The sequence below is a fragment of the Chryseobacterium sp. 14P4.3.2 genome, assembly GCF_057799275.1.
Window position 1 is genome coordinate 190,709 of the sequence record NZ_JBYOKO010000001.1, and the last position, 19,841, is coordinate 210,549.

21 protein-coding genes and 2 tRNA genes are annotated in these 19,841 nt (G+C 35.8%); 14 read left to right on the plus strand and 9 right to left on the minus strand.

Annotated features, from left to right (window positions below):
• Positions 1–23 precede the first annotated feature (23 nt).
• From AC27VX_RS00865 to AC27VX_RS00880, 4 genes are all read left to right on the plus strand, one after another.
• On the plus strand, positions 24–593 hold the full coding sequence (locus tag AC27VX_RS00865) for a methyltransferase family protein (protein ID WP_488693396.1): 570 nt from the start codon (positions 24–26) through the stop codon (positions 591–593).
• A gap of 246 nt (positions 594–839) precedes the next feature.
• Entirely contained in the window at positions 840–1,136 is a 297-nt protein-coding gene (locus AC27VX_RS00870; protein WP_236856718.1) for a 2TM domain-containing protein, read from the plus strand.
• A gap of 26 nt (positions 1,137–1,162) precedes the next feature.
• The gene (locus AC27VX_RS00875; protein WP_300691663.1) at positions 1,163–1,438 is read left to right on the plus strand and encodes a 2TM domain-containing protein; all 276 of its coding nucleotides are present in this window, start codon (positions 1,163–1,165) and stop codon (positions 1,436–1,438) included.
• Positions 1,439–1,498: 60 nt separating this feature from the next.
• A complete protein-coding gene (locus AC27VX_RS00880; protein ID WP_236856720.1) occupies positions 1,499–2,242 on the plus strand; it encodes a LytR/AlgR family response regulator transcription factor in 744 nt (247 codons plus the stop codon).
• Positions 2,243–2,413: 171 nt separating this feature from the next.
• Here AC27VX_RS00880 and AC27VX_RS00885 read toward each other — a convergent pair whose 3' ends face one another.
• The 3 genes from AC27VX_RS00885 to AC27VX_RS00895 form a co-directional block, all read right to left on the minus strand.
• The gene (locus tag AC27VX_RS00885) at positions 2,414–3,640 is read right to left on the minus strand and encodes a DUF6051 family protein (protein WP_488693399.1); all 1,227 of its coding nucleotides are present in this window, start codon (positions 3,638–3,640) and stop codon (positions 2,414–2,416) included.
• Positions 3,641–3,800: 160 nt separating this feature from the next.
• Positions 3,801–4,001, minus strand: coding sequence for a hypothetical protein (locus tag AC27VX_RS00890; protein WP_488693401.1), 201 nt, complete (start codon positions 3,999–4,001; stop codon positions 3,801–3,803).
• Between the two features lie 88 nt (positions 4,002–4,089).
• Complete coding sequence (locus tag AC27VX_RS00895; RefSeq protein WP_236856723.1) at positions 4,090–4,986, minus strand: hypothetical protein; 897 nt, start codon at positions 4,984–4,986, stop codon at positions 4,090–4,092.
• Positions 4,987–5,099: 113 nt separating this feature from the next.
• On the opposite strand from AC27VX_RS00895, the gene AC27VX_RS00900 reads away from it, so the two are divergent.
• The gene (locus AC27VX_RS00900; RefSeq protein ID WP_300691657.1) at positions 5,100–5,819 is read left to right on the plus strand and encodes a glycine-rich domain-containing protein; all 720 of its coding nucleotides are present in this window, start codon (positions 5,100–5,102) and stop codon (positions 5,817–5,819) included.
• Positions 5,734–6,183 carry a hypothetical protein gene (locus AC27VX_RS00905; RefSeq protein WP_300691654.1) on the plus strand — a complete coding sequence of 150 codons (450 nt, stop codon included), beginning with the start codon at positions 5,734–5,736 and terminating at the stop codon, positions 6,181–6,183. Before AC27VX_RS00900 ends, AC27VX_RS00905 begins: the two co-directional genes overlap by 86 nt.
• A gap of 122 nt (positions 6,184–6,305) precedes the next feature.
• On the opposite strand, the gene mnmA is transcribed toward AC27VX_RS00905, so the two are convergent.
• A complete protein-coding gene (mnmA, locus tag AC27VX_RS00910; RefSeq protein WP_236856726.1) occupies positions 6,306–7,493 on the minus strand; it encodes a tRNA 2-thiouridine(34) synthase MnmA in 1,188 nt (395 codons plus the stop codon).
• Between the two features lie 189 nt (positions 7,494–7,682).
• Here mnmA and AC27VX_RS00915 point away from each other — a divergent pair, with 189 nt between their 5' ends.
• Positions 7,683–8,210 (plus strand): hypothetical protein, encoded by a 528-nt coding sequence (locus AC27VX_RS00915; protein ID WP_236856727.1) that lies wholly within the window; start codon positions 7,683–7,685, stop codon positions 8,208–8,210.
• An 89-nt stretch (positions 8,211–8,299) separates the two neighbouring features.
• Here the strand turns inward: AC27VX_RS00915 and AC27VX_RS00920 are convergent, their stop codons facing one another.
• Positions 8,300–10,831, minus strand: coding sequence for an ATP-dependent Clp protease ATP-binding subunit (locus AC27VX_RS00920; RefSeq protein WP_236856728.1), 2,532 nt, complete (start codon positions 10,829–10,831; stop codon positions 8,300–8,302).
• A 151-nt stretch (positions 10,832–10,982) separates the two neighbouring features.
• On the opposite strand from AC27VX_RS00920, the gene AC27VX_RS00925 reads away from it, so the two are divergent.
• Genes AC27VX_RS00925 through AC27VX_RS00945 form a run of 5 tightly spaced genes read left to right on the plus strand, consistent with a single transcriptional unit; the run spans position 10,983 to position 14,640 of the window.
• Complete coding sequence (locus AC27VX_RS00925) at positions 10,983–11,210, plus strand: uroporphyrinogen decarboxylase (protein ID WP_236856729.1); 228 nt, start codon at positions 10,983–10,985, stop codon at positions 11,208–11,210.
• On the plus strand, positions 11,207–12,304 hold the full coding sequence (locus AC27VX_RS00930) for a glycosyltransferase (RefSeq protein WP_488693405.1): 1,098 nt from the start codon (positions 11,207–11,209) through the stop codon (positions 12,302–12,304). The genes AC27VX_RS00925 and AC27VX_RS00930 overlap by 4 nt, the downstream gene beginning before the upstream one ends.
• 44 nt (positions 12,305–12,348) lie before the next feature.
• Positions 12,349–12,768 carry a SufE family protein gene (locus tag AC27VX_RS00935; RefSeq protein ID WP_236856731.1) on the plus strand — a complete coding sequence of 140 codons (420 nt, stop codon included), beginning with the start codon at positions 12,349–12,351 and terminating at the stop codon, positions 12,766–12,768.
• Positions 12,769–12,770: 2 nt separating this feature from the next.
• A complete protein-coding gene (locus tag AC27VX_RS00940) occupies positions 12,771–13,739 on the plus strand; it encodes a glycosyltransferase family 9 protein (RefSeq protein WP_488693407.1) in 969 nt (322 codons plus the stop codon).
• Between the two features lies 1 nt (position 13,740).
• On the plus strand, positions 13,741–14,640 hold the full coding sequence (locus AC27VX_RS00945; RefSeq protein WP_488693409.1) for a glycosyltransferase family 2 protein: 900 nt from the start codon (positions 13,741–13,743) through the stop codon (positions 14,638–14,640).
• 95 nt (positions 14,641–14,735) lie between these two features.
• Here the strand turns inward: AC27VX_RS00945 and AC27VX_RS00950 are convergent, their stop codons facing one another.
• The 4 genes from AC27VX_RS00950 to AC27VX_RS00965 all read right to left on the minus strand — a co-directional run bounded on the left by AC27VX_RS00950 (position 14,736) and on the right by AC27VX_RS00965 (position 17,725).
• On the minus strand, positions 14,736–16,199 hold the full coding sequence (locus AC27VX_RS00950) for a T9SS type A sorting domain-containing protein (RefSeq protein ID WP_300688548.1): 1,464 nt from the start codon (positions 16,197–16,199) through the stop codon (positions 14,736–14,738).
• Between the two features lie 55 nt (positions 16,200–16,254).
• Positions 16,255–16,329, minus strand: a tRNA-Val gene (locus tag AC27VX_RS00955).
• Between the two features lie 35 nt (positions 16,330–16,364).
• Positions 16,365–16,439 (minus strand) — tRNA-Val (locus tag AC27VX_RS00960).
• 41 nt (positions 16,440–16,480) lie between these two features.
• Complete coding sequence (locus tag AC27VX_RS00965) at positions 16,481–17,725, minus strand: bifunctional folylpolyglutamate synthase/dihydrofolate synthase (protein WP_488693411.1); 1,245 nt, start codon at positions 17,723–17,725, stop codon at positions 16,481–16,483.
• Positions 17,726–17,908: 183 nt separating this feature from the next.
• On the opposite strand from AC27VX_RS00965, the gene AC27VX_RS00970 reads away from it, so the two are divergent.
• Positions 17,909–19,249 carry a TolC family protein gene (locus tag AC27VX_RS00970; protein WP_300688546.1) on the plus strand — a complete coding sequence of 447 codons (1,341 nt, stop codon included), beginning with the start codon at positions 17,909–17,911 and terminating at the stop codon, positions 19,247–19,249.
• Position 19,250: 1 nt separating this feature from the next.
• Positions 19,251–19,841 (plus strand): SprT-like domain-containing protein, encoded by a 591-nt coding sequence (locus AC27VX_RS00975; RefSeq protein WP_236856737.1) that lies wholly within the window; start codon positions 19,251–19,253, stop codon positions 19,839–19,841.

Below are 19,841 nucleotides of genomic sequence, written 5' to 3' on the forward strand. Positions count from 1 at the left end.
CTTATTAACACAAAAGATAAAATATGAATACCTTACAAATACTCTTTACCGTTTCTATGGCCGCTTGGTTTCTCAGTGAGTTTTTGTATAAAAATATGCTGAAATCCACGAAAAGTGACAAGAAAGACAAAGATAAATCTACCCTGAATATTCTGTGGCTTGCCATTCCTTTTTCTATAGGGGCCTCTATTATTCTTTCTTATAATACAAAACTTCCCATTATAAAGGCTGACTGGATCATGTATGTAGGAGAGCTTTTTATTATATTGGGAATTGTTTTAAGATTCATTATTATCAGATCTTTAGGTAAATATTTTACAGTGGATGTCACCATAAGAGAAAACCATAAAATCAAAAGAGAAGGATTTTATAAATATGTAAGACATCCTTCGTATGCCCTTTCTCTTTTGACCTCTCTTGGTCTTGGTTTATACCTCAATAACTGGTGGTCTTTACTCTTTGCTTTTATACCTCCGTTTTTAGCATTTGCCTACAGAATTAAAGTGGAAGAACTGGCTTTGGTAGAACAGTTTGGAGATGAATACATCGAATACAGAAAGAACACCAAAAAAATAATTCCTTTTATTTATTGATCCTCTCTTTTACATGCCTGCGATAATTACCTTATTTCAGTAAGCAAGTTCTGTTTTTTACAGGAAAACATCAGACTGGCAGATCTGCTTTGCGTCTACTCAGCATCCATATATTCATTACTTTCGGGTTTTTACCATTCAGATAGCATATTCTACCGTTCGGTAATATAAAATTGATTTAAGGCTGTTCTCTGACCTACCTTTGATTCAACAAAAAGACAAACTAACCTTTTAAAACAAAATAGTATGGAAATTTTATCATCTGATAGAGAAACGATAGCTTACAAAAAAGCTTCAAGAAGAGTAAAAGAATTAAAAGAATTTTATGGAAATCTTACTTCTTACTGTATTGTAATTCCATTTTTAGCAGCATTAAATTTGCTGACCTCTCCAGGATATCTGTGGTTCTTATGGCCTATGCTGGGTTGGGGAATAGGCGTTATTTTTCATGCCGTAAACATATTTGGAATCGGAAGAAGCTGGGAAGAGAAAAAAATAAAAGAGTTGATGGAACAGGAAAGAGGAAAAACAAAAACATTATAATAATAAATTAAAAAATTTATACAATCATGGATTATCACACGGCATACACAAGAACCCGCAACATTAAAAAATTCTATAGAAATATTTTTTTATTTGCTATCATTGCTCTTCTGATCCTTCCGGATACTGTTTTTGACGAAGAAATCATTAGAATTAGACTGTTCGATAGATACACAATATTGGCAATATGGGGACTTATTCTCTTTATAAAAGCCATAAAACTGTTTGTTTTTGATTCCGAATGGGAAAGAGATATGATTGAAAGAGAGCTTAAAAAAGATAAACAGCCTATAGACTATTAAAATAGGTCTGTTTTTATTTAACTTTAATTCCCAAAATCTAACAACCAAAATTAAAACTCAATGATCAAAACTGTCATTATAGAAGACGAAAAACCAGCTTCAAGGAAATTAGAAAGAATGCTGAGTAATTTTCCTGAAATTGAAGTCGTTACAAAAATAGAATCAGTGGAAGAAGGGGTAGCCTGGTTTTCTGAAAACGAACACCCGCAGCTGATCTTTTCTGATATTGTTTTAGGAGACGGACTGTCTTTCGATATCTTTGAAAAAGTACCTACCAAAGGCTTTATCATCTATACTACGGCTTTTGATCAGTATACCCTTAAGGCTTTTAAACTAAACAGTATTGATTATCTATTAAAACCTATTCTGGAAGAAGATCTTTCCGGTGCTGTTGAAAAGTTTAAATCATTCATTCCTGCAAATGACACCGTAAATTCTCAGGATATAAAACAGCTTATAAAAAAAGAAAAATCAACCCTTTCCAGAGTTTTGGTGAAAATAGGATATAATCTGAAAATCATACAGACTCAGGAAATAAGCTGCTTCTTCAGTGAAAATAAAATCGTATATCTCCAGACAGAAGACCGCAGCTATCCATCAGATTTTACATTGGACGAACTGGAAGAAGTACTGGACAATAAAAAGTTTTTCCGTGTCAACAGACAGGTTATTATCAGTTCAGACTACATTAAAAACATTCATACATCGCCTTATTATAAAGTGGATATGGAGTTTCAGCCCCAGGAAGAAATTACGGTAAGCAGAGACCGTGTCAAGGATTTTAAAGATTGGCTGGTAAGCTGATCAAAAACTGAAAATAAAGGTATTAAGGAAAGTCATTGCTTTAAGGCTCAAATACCTTTATTTTGCTGTATATACCTTTCATACCAACTTACAAAAACAAATGCCATGGATCTTATTTTATTGTTTTTCAAACTATTCCTTGCATTCTTTTACCGCTGAAATGAGAATGGTTTACTGATTATAAAAATCACCTGCTGATTTTACAAACTGATAGAAGGCTTTGGTCACCTCCTTTTTATTTTTATGAGTTAAAGGAAAAGGAACCATATGTGAATATTCATAAGGGAAATCTTTGATCTCAACCTCTACCTCAATGTCACGGTATCCTCCGGTTAACGTATTTAAAGCTTCAATGGGAGGCGCTACAGAGTCTTTTTCCAGAACATATACCTTTATCTGAGACTGAATCTCGCGGATTCTGTCTTCTCTTTCCTTTTGAAAATAATTATAGCGCAGCATCTTTTTGAACCAGCTTTCATGCGGATGCTGATCATCATTCTGATAATGTCTTAAACGGGGATCAGATTTAAAATCCGAACTTAGTAATTCGGTAAAAACAGACTGCATTCTAACCGTAGACTGAGTGTCCATGATATATTTTGAGATCGGAAACATCCGGTCAATGGTCATTCCTCCACAAAAACAGAATACCTTGGATGATGTGAAAAAGTGGTACGGGTCAGCCATTTTGATAATCATTGAAAGGAATGATCCTATGGAATACCCGAATAAATCCAGACTCGCATCCGGAGAAATGCTTTTTATATGATTATTTTTAATGTCTTTTACCACCTCAATGATATCCGAATAAGTTTGCAGCCCGGACCAGAATATTCTCTGAGGATGAGCCTCCAGCCTTGCGCTTATCGCAGCATTGATATAAGAGTAATTGGTGTTTTCCGGATATTTTAATTTTCTGGAATTTACCACTTCCATCATTTGATGGCGGTCTGCCCATACAGGAGCAGCGCGGTCCATATGAAAAGCGATAGGGAACAGAATGACTGCTTTGTGGGTTCTTTGAGCCAATTCATAAGCCCACGGCAGATATTTATCCCATTTCTTTTCATTGAGGCCATGGAAGAACAGAATACATCCGCTGGCCACTTCTACATCTGCTCTCTTAAGAATATGATACTCAAATTTTTTATTGCATTCAATATCAAAATCCCGGATGTCTATAGAAGGCTGACTATAAAAAAGATAAGCATTTTCATTGATGTTCAGAGGCTGCTGATGCTGTGTACAATTCATATTTTCAGATCCATAAAGCAGATTACAAGCTTTGGATTCAAAAGGAAGAGATTGAATCGTTAGATTCAGATCCTTGATTTCCACAACGCCTTTTCCGGAGTCAAAATGACCTTTCAAAACTTCATACAATTCATAATATTCCATAGTGAGACTATTGAGGGTTCACTTTTATGAACATTTAAATTATACAATTATTGCGGTAATACATTGATTTTAAATATTTAAATGTATTCTAGGCATAAGAGAAAAATTAATCCCGAAACGTTTATGCTCCGGGATGGATATGGTAAATAGATATCTTTACCTATTCGTTTTTCATTTTTTTTGTCTCATATTTTCTTATCATAGCCGAAGTAAATATGACAAGAGCAATGCAAAGTAAAAGTTCTGACTTTTCAGGATGATACACTGCCTGATAGATATTATAACCTAAAAGCATTGATACGATACAGATCAAAACATTGTTTGCTGCTGCATATTGATTGTTGGAAGAAGTTGTTTTCATACTACTGGTTTTATTATTATTTACTCAGTAAGTATAACAATTTGAAATACGTTACAGAAAATTTAAAAAAAATAATTTATTCATCTAACTATTTGTAATCAATTCTGTTAGATTCAGTATCTTCAAGCTGTTTTAATATAGACGGTGGTATTTCATCGCTGTCAACAGGAAAACTGATGGAGTCTGAAACAAAGGTTTTCCGGTCTGCTTTCTGGTAGATTTCAAATAAAGCAATCGGCTCCTGATTGAAACTTATGCAAGTGCTGATAAAGTGAAGCTCATGAAGCTTGTAATCCGGATTTTTAAGCTTTTCCTTACTATCTTTTATTCTTGAAATAAAATGCCTCTGCCGGATAAAGGTATTGCTGTTCATAATGATAAATACATAATCTGAATAGGCTGTCACCTTACCGAAATATTTGTGATGGTCACCACCGCTTCTTTCTATAAAATATTCACCGGTAGTTTCAGATTTGTAGATCTCCATCGCCGAGCGCCAGATTCTGTCTTCTTTAGCTTGTAAAGGATTTTCGGGAAGATTTCTGTTATAGGAATACCAGAAGCCGGTTAAACGGTCCAGAAGAGCCGTATTCATGGCCGTGTTATTCATATCAATTCTAAGATCATTAAAATTGAAAGACTCCGTATTCGAATTGATAAAATCTATATAATTGGAATACCCCAATACTTTTACAATCTGGCTTAATTTTGCGAGATTAGGCCTGCTTAGAACTGCATTTTCATTCTGGCTGAACTTTTTTAACTTGTTAATGATCAGATGTTCATACAGATAATTGGTCCCCAGAAGATCCGGGTCTTTATTGATACCCTTTTCTGAATGATCATTTGCAATAAGCTCGTTCAGTTCCGCGCAGATGTAGGACCATTCAGTCTTTGTAACATCCTCCCAATGGTTTTTCTTTAAAAAATGGCGTCCTAAAAAATTCATTAGCTTCTCAAGATGCAGAATATCTTCTTTTTTCATCACTATACTTTATAAGACTAATTTAAGATTTTTATCCATCCAAAAAAGATGGAGAGAAGACTTTTATATTTTAAAATCAAAAGATATTTGAGTAGAAAATAAAAGTTAATACAATGGAAACAAAACTCATATTACAAGATGAATTCCTCTGGGAAAGGATCCAGGGGTTTTCCTTAGACGCTTCTGATGCTGATTTTCCTTTTTCAAAAAAACTGGCAAAAGACGAAAACTGGAGCCTTGATTTTGCTAAAAGAGCCATAGAAGAGTACAAGAAGTTTGTATACCTCTGCTGTATTCTTCCTCATGGCGCTTCCCCCAGCAAAGTAGTAGATAAAGTATGGCATATGCATTTGATCTACACGCAGAATTACTGGGAAGAATTCTGTCCGAATATTTTAAAACGCACCTTACATCATCATCCTTCAAAAGGGGGAGACCATGAAGAACGCAAACATATGAATTGGTTTTCAGGAACATTAAAGAGCTATCGTGAAATTTTCCACTGCGAAGCTCCTCTGGAAATCTGGTCCGGATATGAAAAAGATAAAAAAACAAACAACTGGTGGAAAAAGCTCCGATTGATTCCTCTGTTCACCGTGTTTCTAATGCTATCCTCGTGTTTGGGTGAGATGATAAGCACCTCTATTTCGATATTCTTATCCATTATAGGCATTTTCTCTTTCGGGTTGTTGGTCTCTGCTATAAGTAATAATAGTGGACAGAATAAGAAAGACGACGGAGCGAGCTGTGGAGGAAGCAGCTGCAGCGGCGGGGGTAGTTGCGGCGGGGGATGTGGAGGCGGCTGTGGAGGATGCGGAGGTTGTGGTGGTTAAAAAAAATAAAACTATGAAAAAGATAATTATTCATTCAGTTCCGGTTGTGATAAGCTTTTTAGAACTTGCTGCAACTTCGCATACATTCAATCCGGTAATTTTAAGGGGCCCTGAGTTTCTCAAGTTTTATTTACTTCTGGTATTCGGATTTTATGCTTCTGTTTTGGCTTTAAAATCATTTAAAGAAACGGTTTCAAAAACCACACTTTCCTTTATGATTCTTATTTTCCTTTTGGGATTAATAAAACTGGTGAGAGGAGTACTGCTGGGAAAACCTGTAGGATTTTTGATCATGATATTGATAGCGGAAGGCTTTGCAGAAGTGTTGGTTATTAAATACTATTTAAAGGAAAACATAAAGTAATAAACCCATAAAAAACAAACCCGAAACAAAACTGTTCCGGGCTTATATCGATTGTTAATATTTAATTTTTTAATAATTCAGATGCTGATCTCTTATTCTGAGATCCTAACCTGATATAGTATTTACGAAATCACTCCGCTGCCGATAAGTTCGTCTTCAATATACCATGAAGCAAACTGTCCTTCAGCAATAGCAGACTGAGGCTCATTAAATTCAATATAAAAAGCATTTTCAAACTGATAGATCGTTGCCTCCTGCAAAGACTGTCTGTATCTGAATCTTGACATTACTTTCATAGATTCTCCATTTTGAAGTCTCAGGTCTTCACGTACCCAGTGTAGTTCAGAGTTATCAATTTTTAAAGCTTTTTTGTAAAGACCCGGGAAATGGCTTCCTTCTCCTACAAAGAGAATATTGTTTTCCATATCTCTGGAGACAATAAAACAGCTTTCTTTATGACCGCCTATTCCAAGACCTCTGCTTTGTCCGATGGTGAAAAATTGAGCTCCCTGATGTTTTCCAATCACCTTACCGTCAGCTTTTTTATAATTGATCTTTCTTGATAAAAATTCAAGTTCTTCTTCTTTAGATGAAAACTCTTTCTTTTCTTCTGAAAATAATGGTGAATCTTTGAAAATCTCTACAATTTCTCCTTCATTAGGTTTCAGCTGCTGCTGCAGGAATTGTGGAAGGCTTACTTTACCGATAAAACATAATCCCTGAGAATCCTTTTTATCAGCCGTTACCAGACCGATTTCTTTTGCAATTTCTCTTACCTGAGGCTTTGTAAGCTCTCCGATAGGGAATAAAGATTTTGACAGCTGATCCTGGCTCAATTGACATAGGAAGTAAGACTGATCTTTATTGTTGTCCTTTCCTGCTAAAAGATGGAAAATTTCTTTTCCATTTTCATCAATGGTTGAGTCAACCCTTGCATAATGTCCTGTTGCCACTTTATCAGCCCCCAAAGACATAGCCGTTTTCATAAAAACGTCAAATTTTACCTCTCTGTTGCATAAAACATCAGGATTCGGAGTTCTTCCTTTCTGATATTCATCGAACATATAATCAACGATTCTTTCCTTGTAAAGCTCGCTCATGTCAATCACCTGAAACGGGATCCCCAGCTTTTGGGCTACCATCAGAGCGTCATTACTATCTTCGATCCATGGACATTCATCCTCTAATGTTACCGAAGCATCATTCCAGTTTCTCATAAACAATGCCACAACTTCATGACCTTGCTGTTGCAATAAATGTGCTGTAACACTGGAATCTACACCTCCTGAGAGGCCTACTACTATTTTCATTGTATTTCAATTTTACGAAACTCTTAACGGGAGTTCTTAGTTTGATGCAGCAAAAATACAACTAAATAAATTCGTAAAAAAACCATAATTTTAAACATTGATAAAAACGATATTATCATAATCACCATCACATTACACCAATAGCACGTGGTGAAAGCATAGAATATTATGAAAATAAAATATCTATATATGAAAAAAATTATTATTTCCCTGATGTTAATGGCTTCAGGATCAGTATTTTCTCAGGTTTCTGTAGGCACTGCAGCGCAGGATAACAACAGATGGACTTTCGGGGGAGGAATAGGTCTGGGATTTGGAAGCAACAGTTCATTTTACCTGCAGGCTTCTCCAAGAGTAGGTTATAGACTTACCGATGACCTTGAAGGGGGAGTGGTGGGAAGTGTGTCATGGCAGACTTCAGATTTTTACAGGTCCACCATGTTTGGAGTTGGCCCGTTTTTAAACTATTATTTTGCAAGATCTTTCTATCTGGGAGCTAATATGCAGCATTATTTTATCGATTATAAAGATAAATACTACGATTATAAATACAATAGAGAAGAAACAGCATTGTATCTTGGCGGTGGATATATGCAGCGAATCGGCAATCATTCTTTTATGCAGCTGGGGCTGATGTATAATGTACTTTGGAAGCAGAATTCAAGTGTGTTTTCAAATGGATTGGTCCCTAATATCGGTTTTGTGGTGGGACTTTAATTTTTCCTGAAATTGATTTTTAAATTACAAATAAAAGCACCGCAAGTTTTAGCTGCGGTGCTTCTGTTATTATTAAATTATTTCTTGTACTACGATTGGGACTTTTCGGTCGTTTTTTTCGTTTTTTGAGATTTTCCGACTAATCCGTCTTTTGCCTCATTCACCTCGAGAACTACAGTTTCTCCTTCATTCAGTTGCTTATTTACAAGCATTTCTGCCAATAAGTCCTCAATGTATTTCTGGATAGCTCGTTTCAATGGTCTTGCTCCAAAATCTTTATCCCATCCTTTTTCAGAAATAAAGTCTTTTGCCTCTTCAGTCAGTTCAACTTTATATCCTAATTTTTCAAGTCTGCCATAAAGTTTGTTCAGTTCAATATCAATAATTTTCTTGATATCATCCTGTACAAGAGAGTTAAAGATCACAATATCATCAATTCTGTTTAAGAATTCCGGAGCAAATGCTTTTTTAAGTGCATTTTCAATCGTGCTTCTCGCTCTTGAATCTGAAGTTGTCTTTTTAGCTGAAGTTCCAAATCCTACACCGTCTCCGAAATCTTTAAGATCTCTTGTTCCGATATTGGATGTAAGAATGATAATTGTATTTCTAAAATCAATCTTTCTTCCTAAACTGTCAGTAACGTGGCCTTCATCAAGAATCTGTAACAGAATATTGAATACATCCGGGTGAGCTTTTTCAATCTCATCTAAAAGAACCACAGCATAAGGTTTTCTTCTTACAGCCTCGGTAAGCTGACCACCTTCTTCATATCCTACATATCCCGGAGGCGCACCTACTAATCTTGAAACCGCAAATTTTTCCATGTATTCACTCATGTCAATACGGATCAGAGATTCATCAGATTCAAACAGTTCTCTTGCCATTACTTTGGCCAGCTCAGTCTTACCAACACCAGTTGTTCCAAGGAAGATAAATGTACCGATAGGGCGGTTAGGATCTTTTAGACCAGCTCTGTTTCTTTGAATTGCCTTAACAACTTTCTTCACAGCATCAGCCTGTCCGATCACTTTCCCGTTCAGTTTCTCATCCATCTGAGCTAGTTTATCAAGCTCATTTTTGCCAACTTTGGTTACAGGAACACCACTCATCATAGAAACCACTTCCGCTACATTTTCTTCAGTTACGGTTTCTTTTTTCTCTTTTGCATCCTTATCCCATTTGTCCTGAGCAGAGTTCAGCTCCATCTGAAGACGCTCCTCTTCATCTTTAAGCTTTCTTGCTTCAAGATAATCCTGGGCTTTTACAGCTTTTTGTTTCAGTTCTTTGATCTCTTCGATTTTCTTTTCAAAATCAATGATCTCAGTAGGAACCTTCATGTTTTTAATATAAACTCTTGAACCCGCTTCATCCATCGCATCAATTGCTTTGTCTGGTAAAAAACGGTCAGTAATATATCTCGATGTCAAATTGACACACGCTAAGATCGCCTCAGGAGTATAAACCACATTGTGATGTTCTTCATACTTATCCTTGATCTGATTAAGGATTTGAATGGTTTCATCTATAGAAGTAGGTTCCACCATTACTTTCTGGAATCTTCTTTCCAGAGCGCCATCCTTTTCAATATACTGACGGTATTCATCCAGAGTGGTAGCTCCGATGCATTGAATTTCTCCTCTTGCTAAAGCAGGTTTGAACATATTGGAAGCATCTAAACTTCCCGTAGAACTTCCTGCTCCTACAATAGTGTGAAGCTCATCTATAAATAAGATGACATCTCTGTTTTTCTCCAGTTCAGTCATAATGGCCTTCATTCTTTCTTCGAACTGACCACGGTATTTGGTTCCTGCTACTAAACTGGCAAGATCCAGTGTGATCACTCGTTTTCCGTAAAGAACTCTTGAAACCTTTTTCTGTTGAATTCTTAATGCAAGCCCTTCAGCGATCGCAGATTTACCAACTCCGGGCTCCCCGATAAGAAGCGGATTGTTTTTCTTTCTACGTGATAAGATCTGAGAAACTCTCTCGATTTCTTTTTCACGTCCGATCACAGGATCCAGTTTTCCATCTCTAGCCAAAGAAGTAAGGTCTCTACCAAAGTTATCCAAAGTAGGTGTTTTACTTTTCGCAGAACCTAAGTTTCCGGTAGGCTTTCTCATTTGCTCAAATTCCTCTCTCTCATCATCATCATCGTAAGCACTCATTTGTGGTGACTGCCCGGAGTTTTTGAGCATGGTCTGGTATTCTCTTGAAACTCCTTCATAGTCGATATCGTAAGCTCCCAGAATATTTGAAGTAGGGTCCTCATATTTATAAAGAATGCCTAAAAGCAGGTGAACGGTATTAATTTCATTGCTTTTATATTGACGACATTCTAACTCCGCACGTTTAATGGCATGATCAGCCATCTTGGTGAAAGAAATATTGGTAACCTCCTCAGAAATGGGATTAAGACTTGCTGTATTTAAAGTTTCAATTTTTCTTCTGATTTGTGTTAAATCCGCATTAAGGTTTTGAAGGATTTCTTTTGCAGAGTTTTCCGTTTTTATAATACCTAAAAGTAGATGTTCTGTATTAAGAAATTCACTTTTCAGCCTCTTAGCTTCGCTTTTGCTTTGTTTGAACACTTGGCTCAAACCTTGTGAAAACTTATAATCCATAATATATCTCATTAGAACAAAGGCAACATTACCTTTTATTCATTATCTAAATTACAAATATTTTACCAAAAATCAATTAATGACTTTATGGCAGAAAAAATTTTATTATCTTATTGAAAATGATTAAGTTTGTTATTCTTAAAATTTTCTCATGAATCCTGAAATTACCACTTATATCGGTTACTCAGCTTCGGTTTTTATCGTATTGAGTTTCATATTGAAAGATGTAAGAAAAATCAGAGTTGTCAATATGATTGGCTGTATTTGTTTTGTTATTTACGGTATCTTTAATGGAATGCTTTGGCCGGTTATTATTCCCAATGGGCTGATTAGTTTCATTCAGATATACTATCTAATAATAGACAAGAAAGATTCATGAAGAAAAAAATAATAGTTTCTGCTTTTAGCAATCTGTATACTGATCAAAGAATAGAAAAAGTATGCAAAACCCTTTTTGATAACGGATATTCCATAGACCTTATAGGAAATGACTGGGGTGGAAATGAAAAAATGGAACGCCCATATTCTTTTTCGAGAATAGAGGTAAAGTCTAAAAGTCTAAAGACTGCTTATTTTGAATTCAACTGGAAGCTTTATAAAGAACTGAAGAAAAAAGCTGACAAAGACACCATACTTCTTGCTAATGATATAGATGCACTTCTGCCAAATTATCTCATTGCAAAAAAACTTAATATCCCATTAGTCTTTGACAGCCATGAAATTTTTACGGAAATGCCTGCTATACAAAACAGGATGTCACAGAAATTCTGGAGGATGCTTGAAAGAAATCTGATTCCTAAATTGGAATTCATGATGACAGAAAGCCAAAGCTATGCAGAATGGTTTCATGAGAAATACAATGTAAACCCTGTTGTGGTACGAAATATTCCGAGGAAGATTCTTTCTGTACCCGAGATTCCGGATAATAGCCCTAAGATAATCCTATATCAGGGAGCGATCAACCAGTCTAGAGGAATTGAAAAAATGATTGTTGCAATGCACCATATTAAAGGTGCTGTTCTGAAAATAGCAGGGGATGGACCAAAGAAAAAAGAATATGAAGACCTTGTAGCACAGGAAAACCTTCAGGATAAAGTGTTTTTTCTCGGCAAGCTAAAACCGGAAAACCTTCGGGAAATTACAAAAACTGTCGATGCAGGATTCAGTCTTGAAGAAAATAACGGCGTGAGCTATTATTATTCTCTTCCTAATAAAGTCTGCGACTATATCCAGTCCAGGGTGCCTCTTGTGATGATTGACTTCCCTGAGATGCAGCGCATAAAAAATCAGTTTAATGTAGGCGAAATGATTACAGACCATCAGCCTGGTACCATTGAAAACGCGATCAGTAAAGTTCTAAACAACGGAAGATTGTTTTACCAAAACGAACTTAATAAGGCTGCAGAAGTCTTCTGCTGGGAAAATGAGGAAAGGAATATCCTGCAACTTTTTGAAAAAGCATCCTGCAAATAATTTTTACAAAATTGGTTATCTTTGCATAAAGAAATTTGATTAAAATGACCATTAAGGAAAAACAGCAGGAAATAATCGACGAATTTGCGTTTCTTGAAGATTGGGAGCAAAAGTATGAGTACATCATTGATCTTGGAAAAGAACTGAAGGGCTTGCCGGAAGAAAGGAAGACAGATGAAAACCTTATTAAAGGCTGCCAGAGTAAGGTTTGGATTGATGCTGAATTTAAAGAAGGGAAACTTTTCTTTAATGCAGATTCAGATGGGATTTTGCCAAAAGGTATCGTTTCTCTTTTAGTGAGTATTTATAGTGGACACTCCACTCAGGAGATTCTGGATTCCGATTTCGAGTTTATAGCAGAAATAGGATTACAAGAATTTCTCTCACCATCCAGAGCCAATGGATTGATGGCAATGACAAAACAAATCAAATTTTACGCAGTAGCCTACCAACTGAAATCATAACCGTGACCAGAATTTTAGCATATCGTTTCTCGGCATTCGGAGATGTTGCAATGACAGTGCCTGTTTTCAGAGAATTTCTGGAACAGAATCCCGATGTGGAAATTGTTATGGTTTCAAGAAAAAACTTTGAAGCTCTTTTTGCGGGAATTCCCAATGTAATATTCAAAGGAATCGATGTAGATAACTATAAAGGATTCTTTGGATTGAGAAGGTTAAGTAATGAGCTGATCCGGGAATTTAACCCCGATTGTATTGCCAATCTTCATGATGTAATCAGAACAAAGGTTCTGGATAAAATCTACAGAAGAAAAGGACTTAAGGTTTTCAAAATAGATAAAGGGAAAGAAGAGAAGGAGCATCTTACAGACGTATGGAATCTGGATAAAGTACAGCTGAAGAAAACAGTAGAACGCTATGCTGATGTTTTTAGAAAAATGGGATTCAGGGTGGAGCTTTCCCAAAAACTCAGACCACTTTCCAATCATAAATCGGGCATTGGTTTTGCTCCTTTTGCTCAGCATAAAGGAAAAATGCTGCCTTTAGAGAAGTCATTTGAGCTGGCTAAAATTTTATCAGAAAAACATACTATATATTTCTTCGGAGGGGGGAAAAAAGAAACTGAAACTCTTGAAAAATGGGAACAGCAGATTCCTAATACAAAAAGTCTTTCCGGAAAATTAACTCTTGAAGAAGAACTCAACAAAATTGCAGAACTGGAAATAATGATTTCTATGGATTCCGCCAATATGCACCTTGCAAGTCTTATGGGAACAAGATGCATCTCTATCTGGGGGGCAACGCATCCTTATGCCGGATTTTTAGGATTCGGGCAAAGTGAGGAAGATGTGGTTCAGGTAAAAGATCTTACCTGCAGGCCGTGTTCTGTGTTCGGAGATAAAGAGTGCTACAGAGGAGATTGGGCATGTCTTGAGGAGTTTAGGATCCAAAAAGTCATTGATAAAATCAGATGACATGAAGATATCAATCTGTATTCCTGTTTATAATTTTGATGTTCGTGAGCTTGTTTTTACTTTGAAAAATGAAGTTGAAGAGAGTGGGGTAGATGCTGAGATCATTCTGATTGATGATGCTTCGAAAAACAGTTTCAAAGAATTGAACAGAGAAGTTCACGATAGTGTACAAAAATTTATATTTCTTGAAAAAAACATAGGAAGATCTCAAATCCGTAATCTTTTTCTTAAATATTCTACAGGAGAATATCTTCTGTTTCTGGATTGTGACGGAAAGATTGTCAATGAGAATTTCTTAAAAAAATACATTCAGTTTATACAGGATAACCCAGGTACTCAGGTTATTTATGGAGGTAGGAAGGTTCTGGATTCTTTTCCGGATCAAAATCATTTGCTAAGATGGAAATTTGCTGTTGAAAGAGAAAACCTTTCACTGGCATTGCGTCTGGAGAAACCTTATTTGAGCTTCCAGACTAATAATTTTGTGATTCAAAAAGCTGTGCTTGAAAAAATTGCCTTTAATCCCCAATTTCAGAAATATGGATATGAAGACCTTCTGTTTGCAATGGATTTAAAATCTGAAAAGATAAAGATTGACCATATTGATGATCCTATTCTCAATAATGATTTAGAAGAAAACAGAGTCTATCTTGGAAAAGTAGAAGAGTCTGTAGAAAGTCTGGCTGAAATGCTTAAAGACAAAGACCTCCGTTCAAGGCTTTCTGAAGTTAAGCTGGTGAAGTTGTATCACCAGATTGATTCCACTCCATTTAAGCCTTTTCTTGGCCTTATTTTTGGGACAAAAGATACTTATCTTAAAAAACAGCTTTTAAAAGGAAATTGCAGCCTTCGTTACCTTGATCTTTATAAGCTGGGACTTCTCATTCGGAAAATGAAATAAAAGGTATTGATTTTTGTACTTTGAAGTTGCTTTTAGAAAAAAAACTCGGAATTGATTGTAAATCAATTCCGAGTTTTTATTGACGGCCAATAAAATTATTTCTTTATTATTTTTTTAGAAACTACTTTGTCATCATGCCTTTTGCCTTTAATAAAATAAATTCCTTTATTTAGTTGGCTAATATCAAGAATTTGTTCTTTGTCTTTAAATTGAGTTTTTATTTCAATTTTCCTACCATCAATGGATAAAAGCTCTATATTAGTAAGGCCTTTCACAAAAACTTTGTCTTCTGCAGGGTTGGGATAAATTATTGTATAATCAGGGTATTTATTTTCTATTGTTGAAAGAACTTCACCAATATAGAATCTTCTCATTATAAGTTTCCAGTTGAGTTGGGAACAGTAATAGTTTTCCATATTTTCAGCAATAATTAATCGATTCCCTTGAATAAGCGTCTTTGTTGAACCATGAGGACCAGCTAGTTTATTGATTAATATATAGCCATTTCCATTATAAGTTGTATCAATATTTCCATTGATATTTATCTTTCCCAGAAGAAACGTGGTTGCATTTCTATCCGCAAAAACATAAAAATTATTATTGACAAAATGAACATCGGTAATACCGGCAACATTTTGAGGAAACTTATAGCCATTACTGAAGGAAGGATCTAGAGTTGCGTTAGATAAAACTTTAAACATTAAAAGTCTATCGGTGATAATGATAATGCCGTTGTCAGGAGTGACAAAGGTAAAAGTATCATTGGTAGTATTAGATACATAATTAGTTATTGTTAAAAGCCCGTTTGTTCCAAAATTGGAAATTGGATTTCCATTTGGATTGGTTTTAAAAACAATGATATTGGCATCATTATATACTAAGCTAGTGCTAATTTTTCCCGTAAACAGATAATTACCCTCATTGTCTATATCAGTTTTAGCTATAATGAGATTGGGCTGATTGGCAAATTCAATTTTACCACTAGTACCAAAGGAAACGTCTGAAGTACCATTTTGATGATATTTGAAAATAGCAGAGTATACTTTGTTGTCAAAATTTACTTTAACAGCATTAATGATAATTTCGTTATTAAGAGATTCTTTCCAATCACGGATGTTATAGGGATAGGGTAATGTAATATAGCCATTCACCCCCCAAGAAGTAATAAGATTACCATTAACGTCAACTTTCGATAAAGTAGAATATTGATTTAGTATAAAATAATTGCCGTCCCTTGATGGTTTCATCCTGTTGACAATAGCTGAATTGTCTAAAACACCGTTCTGGTTGTAAGAAGTATCTAACGTTCCCTCCTGGTTAAATTTAGAAAGAATTCCTGTGTAATTGCTTGTTGAGCTACATCCCCAATTGGACACGCCTCCCACAAGAAAATCATTGTTTGGGAGAAGATTCATATTATAAGCCTGAAATCCTTTGACAGGTGGGCTAAATGTGAATTCTGTTGATCCACTATTTCCAAAGGTCATATCCTGAGTTCCAAGAGTCTGACTTTTTATAGAAGTTATAATAAATAAGGAAAGTATAAAAAGTTTTTTCATAGATTTTTTAGTTTATATATAACAAAAAAATCTCCCAGTTTCCTGAGAGATTTTGTGGGCCCTGAGGGATTCGAACCCCCGACCCTCTGGGTGTAAACCAGATGCTCTGAACCAACTGAGCTAAGAGCCCTGAAATTTTTTGAAAGGCTTCAGTATCCTTTTTAGTGGGCCCTGAGGGATTCGAACCCCCGACCCTCTGGGTGTAAACCAGATGCTCTGAACCAACTGAGCTAAGAGCCCCTATACTTGTTTCCTTGTTTAGAGTGGTGCAAATATACAACTTATTCAGTAATCTCCAAATTTTTTTCTAAAAAATCTCCAACAACAAAGTTGCTTCCGCCGATAAAAATCATTTCTTCTTTTGTACATCGTTCTTTTGCAGCTAGATACGCTTCTTGTACAGAATTAAAAATTTTATAAAAAATTTTCGCCTCCTGAAGTAGATTTTCATAATCTTCCGGGTGTCTTCCCCTGTTGACAGATGGTTTTGCAAAATAAAACTCAGAATTTTCAGGAAGTAAATCCATCACTTCATCTATTTTTTTATCATTTACAAACCCCAAAATGACATGCTTGTGCCTGTCAATTGAATTAAGTTGCGAAAAAACGTGCTCCAAACCTGCCTGATTATGTCCCGTATCGCAAATGATAAGCGGATCTTTTGAGAATTCAAACCAACGGCCTATAAAACCTGTATTCTGATGAACGTTTAGCAGTCCTTTTTCAAGATCTTCGTTCGTAATGTTTATTTCTAACTTCTTTAATTCTTCTACTATAGCCAGTACCACTTTAATGTTCTTCTTCTGATAGTTTCCTTTCAGATCAGAAGTAAGCTCACTCTGGATGAATGTGGCATCTGTAAAAGGTGCATTTTCTTCAAGAGCTTTCTTTCTGAGAATATTTTTGACCACATCATTGTCATCGCCGGAGATGATAGGGATGTGGCTTTTTATAATTCCCGCCTTCTCTCCGGCAATCTCTTCAATAGTATCACCCAAAATATTCTGATGATCAAGCTGAACGTTCGTAATGGCTGAAATCAGGGGTTGAATAACATTGGTTGAATCCAGTCTTCCCCCCAGTCCCACTTCAATAATGGCAAAATCTACCTGTTGCTGATAAAAATATTCAAACGCCATGATTGTAGTGAACTCAAAAAAAGAAGGACGGATATCTTCCGGAATACTTTTAAGTTTCTGAATAAAATCAAAGACAAATTCTTTATTGCAGTTTTTCCCATTAACCTTGATTCGCTCTGTAAAGTCGATAAGATGCGGTGAATTGTAAAGCCCCACTTTATAACCTGCTTCCTGAAGAACTGAAGCCAGCATATTGCTTGAAGAGCCCTTTCCGTTGGTTCCTCCGATATGGATACACTGTATCTTTTCCTGAGGATTTCCAAAGAAAGCACAAAGCTTGGTAATATTATCAAGTCCCGGTTTGTAAGCCTTCTGCCCATCTACCTGATAGTTGGGCATCTGCACGAAAAGCCAATCGATAGCTTCCTGATATTGTTCATTTGTCATGGTACAAAATTCTCAAAAGTTTTTTTAAAATAAAATATAATTTTTCAATCTGTAACTTTTTTATATTTAATTCGTCTAATATTGAAAAATCTTAATAGGGAATCGCTCTCATTTGGAGATACCAATATTGATGAAGAAGACGCGATTTCATAGGACCATTAAAAAACAAATAAACATATACATATGAAAAAAGTTTGGATTATCGTTTTCGGATTGGGTTATCTGGGTTTAAACGCTCAGAAGAAATGGTCCTTAGAAGAATGCGTAAGCTATGCAGTGGAGCATAATCTTCAGGTTATCCAAAATAAATATAACAAGCAATCGCAGGATGCAAGCCTTAAAATTGCTAAAAAAGGCTATTTACCATCTGTTTCAGGGAGTTTAGGAAATACGGTCAGCTTTGGACAGACGTCGTTCGGAACAGGAAGTTTAAGAAATGACAGGTTCAGTAATAATGCCAGTGTTGGAGCTGATGTTTTGGTGTACAATAATGGCAGAATGGAAAAGACGGTAAGAAAAAGTCAGTTTGATTTAGAGGCAAGTCTTTATGATGTAGAAACCATTAAAAATGATATCTCTCTACAGATAGCACAGCAGTATCTAACCACACTTCTAAATAAAGAAATTGTGAAGATCTCCGAAAGTGCTGTGGGAAATGCACAAAAACAATACGACAGAGCAAAAATTACAACAAACGTAGGAACAACCTCTCAAACTGTTCTCGCTGAAGCGGAAGCTGCCTTAGCAAGAGAGAAGCAGAATTTAAAAACGGCTGAGGTGAACGTGGGAAGAAGTTTGTTTGCTTTGGTTCAGCTTTTACAATTATCTGATTATAAGAATTTTGATGTGGAAGATGTCGCTGTTTCAGATCAGTTAGCTCCTGAACTTAAATCTGTGGATGAAGTTTTAGCCATAGCCTATGAATCTCAACCTCAAATAAAAGCTGCTGTAAGCAGGATCAATTCGGCAGAAGCTCAGACCGAAGTTTCGAAAACCGCTTTTTGGCCTACTATAACGGCTAGTGTAGGAGTAGGAACTTTCTATAACAACCTTTTGAATACTGATAATATAGGAAATGAGTTTATCTACGTAAAGGAAAAAGGATTCTTTCAGCAGTATAAAGACAACTTTGGACAGCAGGCCAGTGTTTCTGTGAATATTCCTATTTTCAATAAAGGAATAACAAAACTCCAGGTAGAGCAATCCAGAATAAATGAAAGTATTGCCAAAAATACATGGGAACAACAGAAACAGACTGTAAGACAAAATGTACAGAAGGCCCAGTTTGATGCAGATGCTAACTATGAAAGCTATCTGGCAGCGGTAGAAGCGGAAAAAAGCTCAAAACTTGCTCTTGAGTTTGCAGATAAAAGCTATGCAGCGGGAAGAACAACTATTTATGATGTAAATGTCGCAAGAAATAATTATGCAAATGCACAGGGATCAGTAGCACAGGCGAAATATAATTACCTTTTTAGTCTTAAACTATTGAATTTCTATGCAGGAATTCCGTTAAGTTTGTAAAATGTCTATCCAATCACTAGAAAAATATTTACCTCAAAATACACTTAAATACTTAAGGATATGGTTTTCAGATTACTATATTCATATAAAAGTTACACGAAATAGAAATTCTAAACTGGGAGATTACAGAAAGCTCCCAGACAATTCTCATGAAATTACAGTCAATTCTACATTAACTCCTCAGCTTTTTTTCTTTGTGCTCACCCATGAACTGGCGCATTTGATTGCCTTTGAAAAATATGGACGCAGAATTTCACCTCATGGCAGTGAGTGGAAAGAAACGTATAAAAATATGCTTCTTGAAAGCCTTGAAGTCTATGACGAAGATTTGAAACCAGTCATCGTAAAGTTTTCAAAATCACCAAAGGCAAATTTCATGGCAAGCCCGGATCTTGTACGGTATTTTCATACTGAAAAACAAGACGATAGGCTCCAGTTTATTGAAGAACTTCAGAAGGGTGAGTTTTTTATCTATCGCAACGAAAAGTATTTATTCGAAGGTCTGGTTAAAAAAAACTATCTTTGTCAGAACCTGGCTACCGGAAGAAAGTATTCTTTCAAACCTTTGGCCAGGGTAGAAAAATGTAGCTAA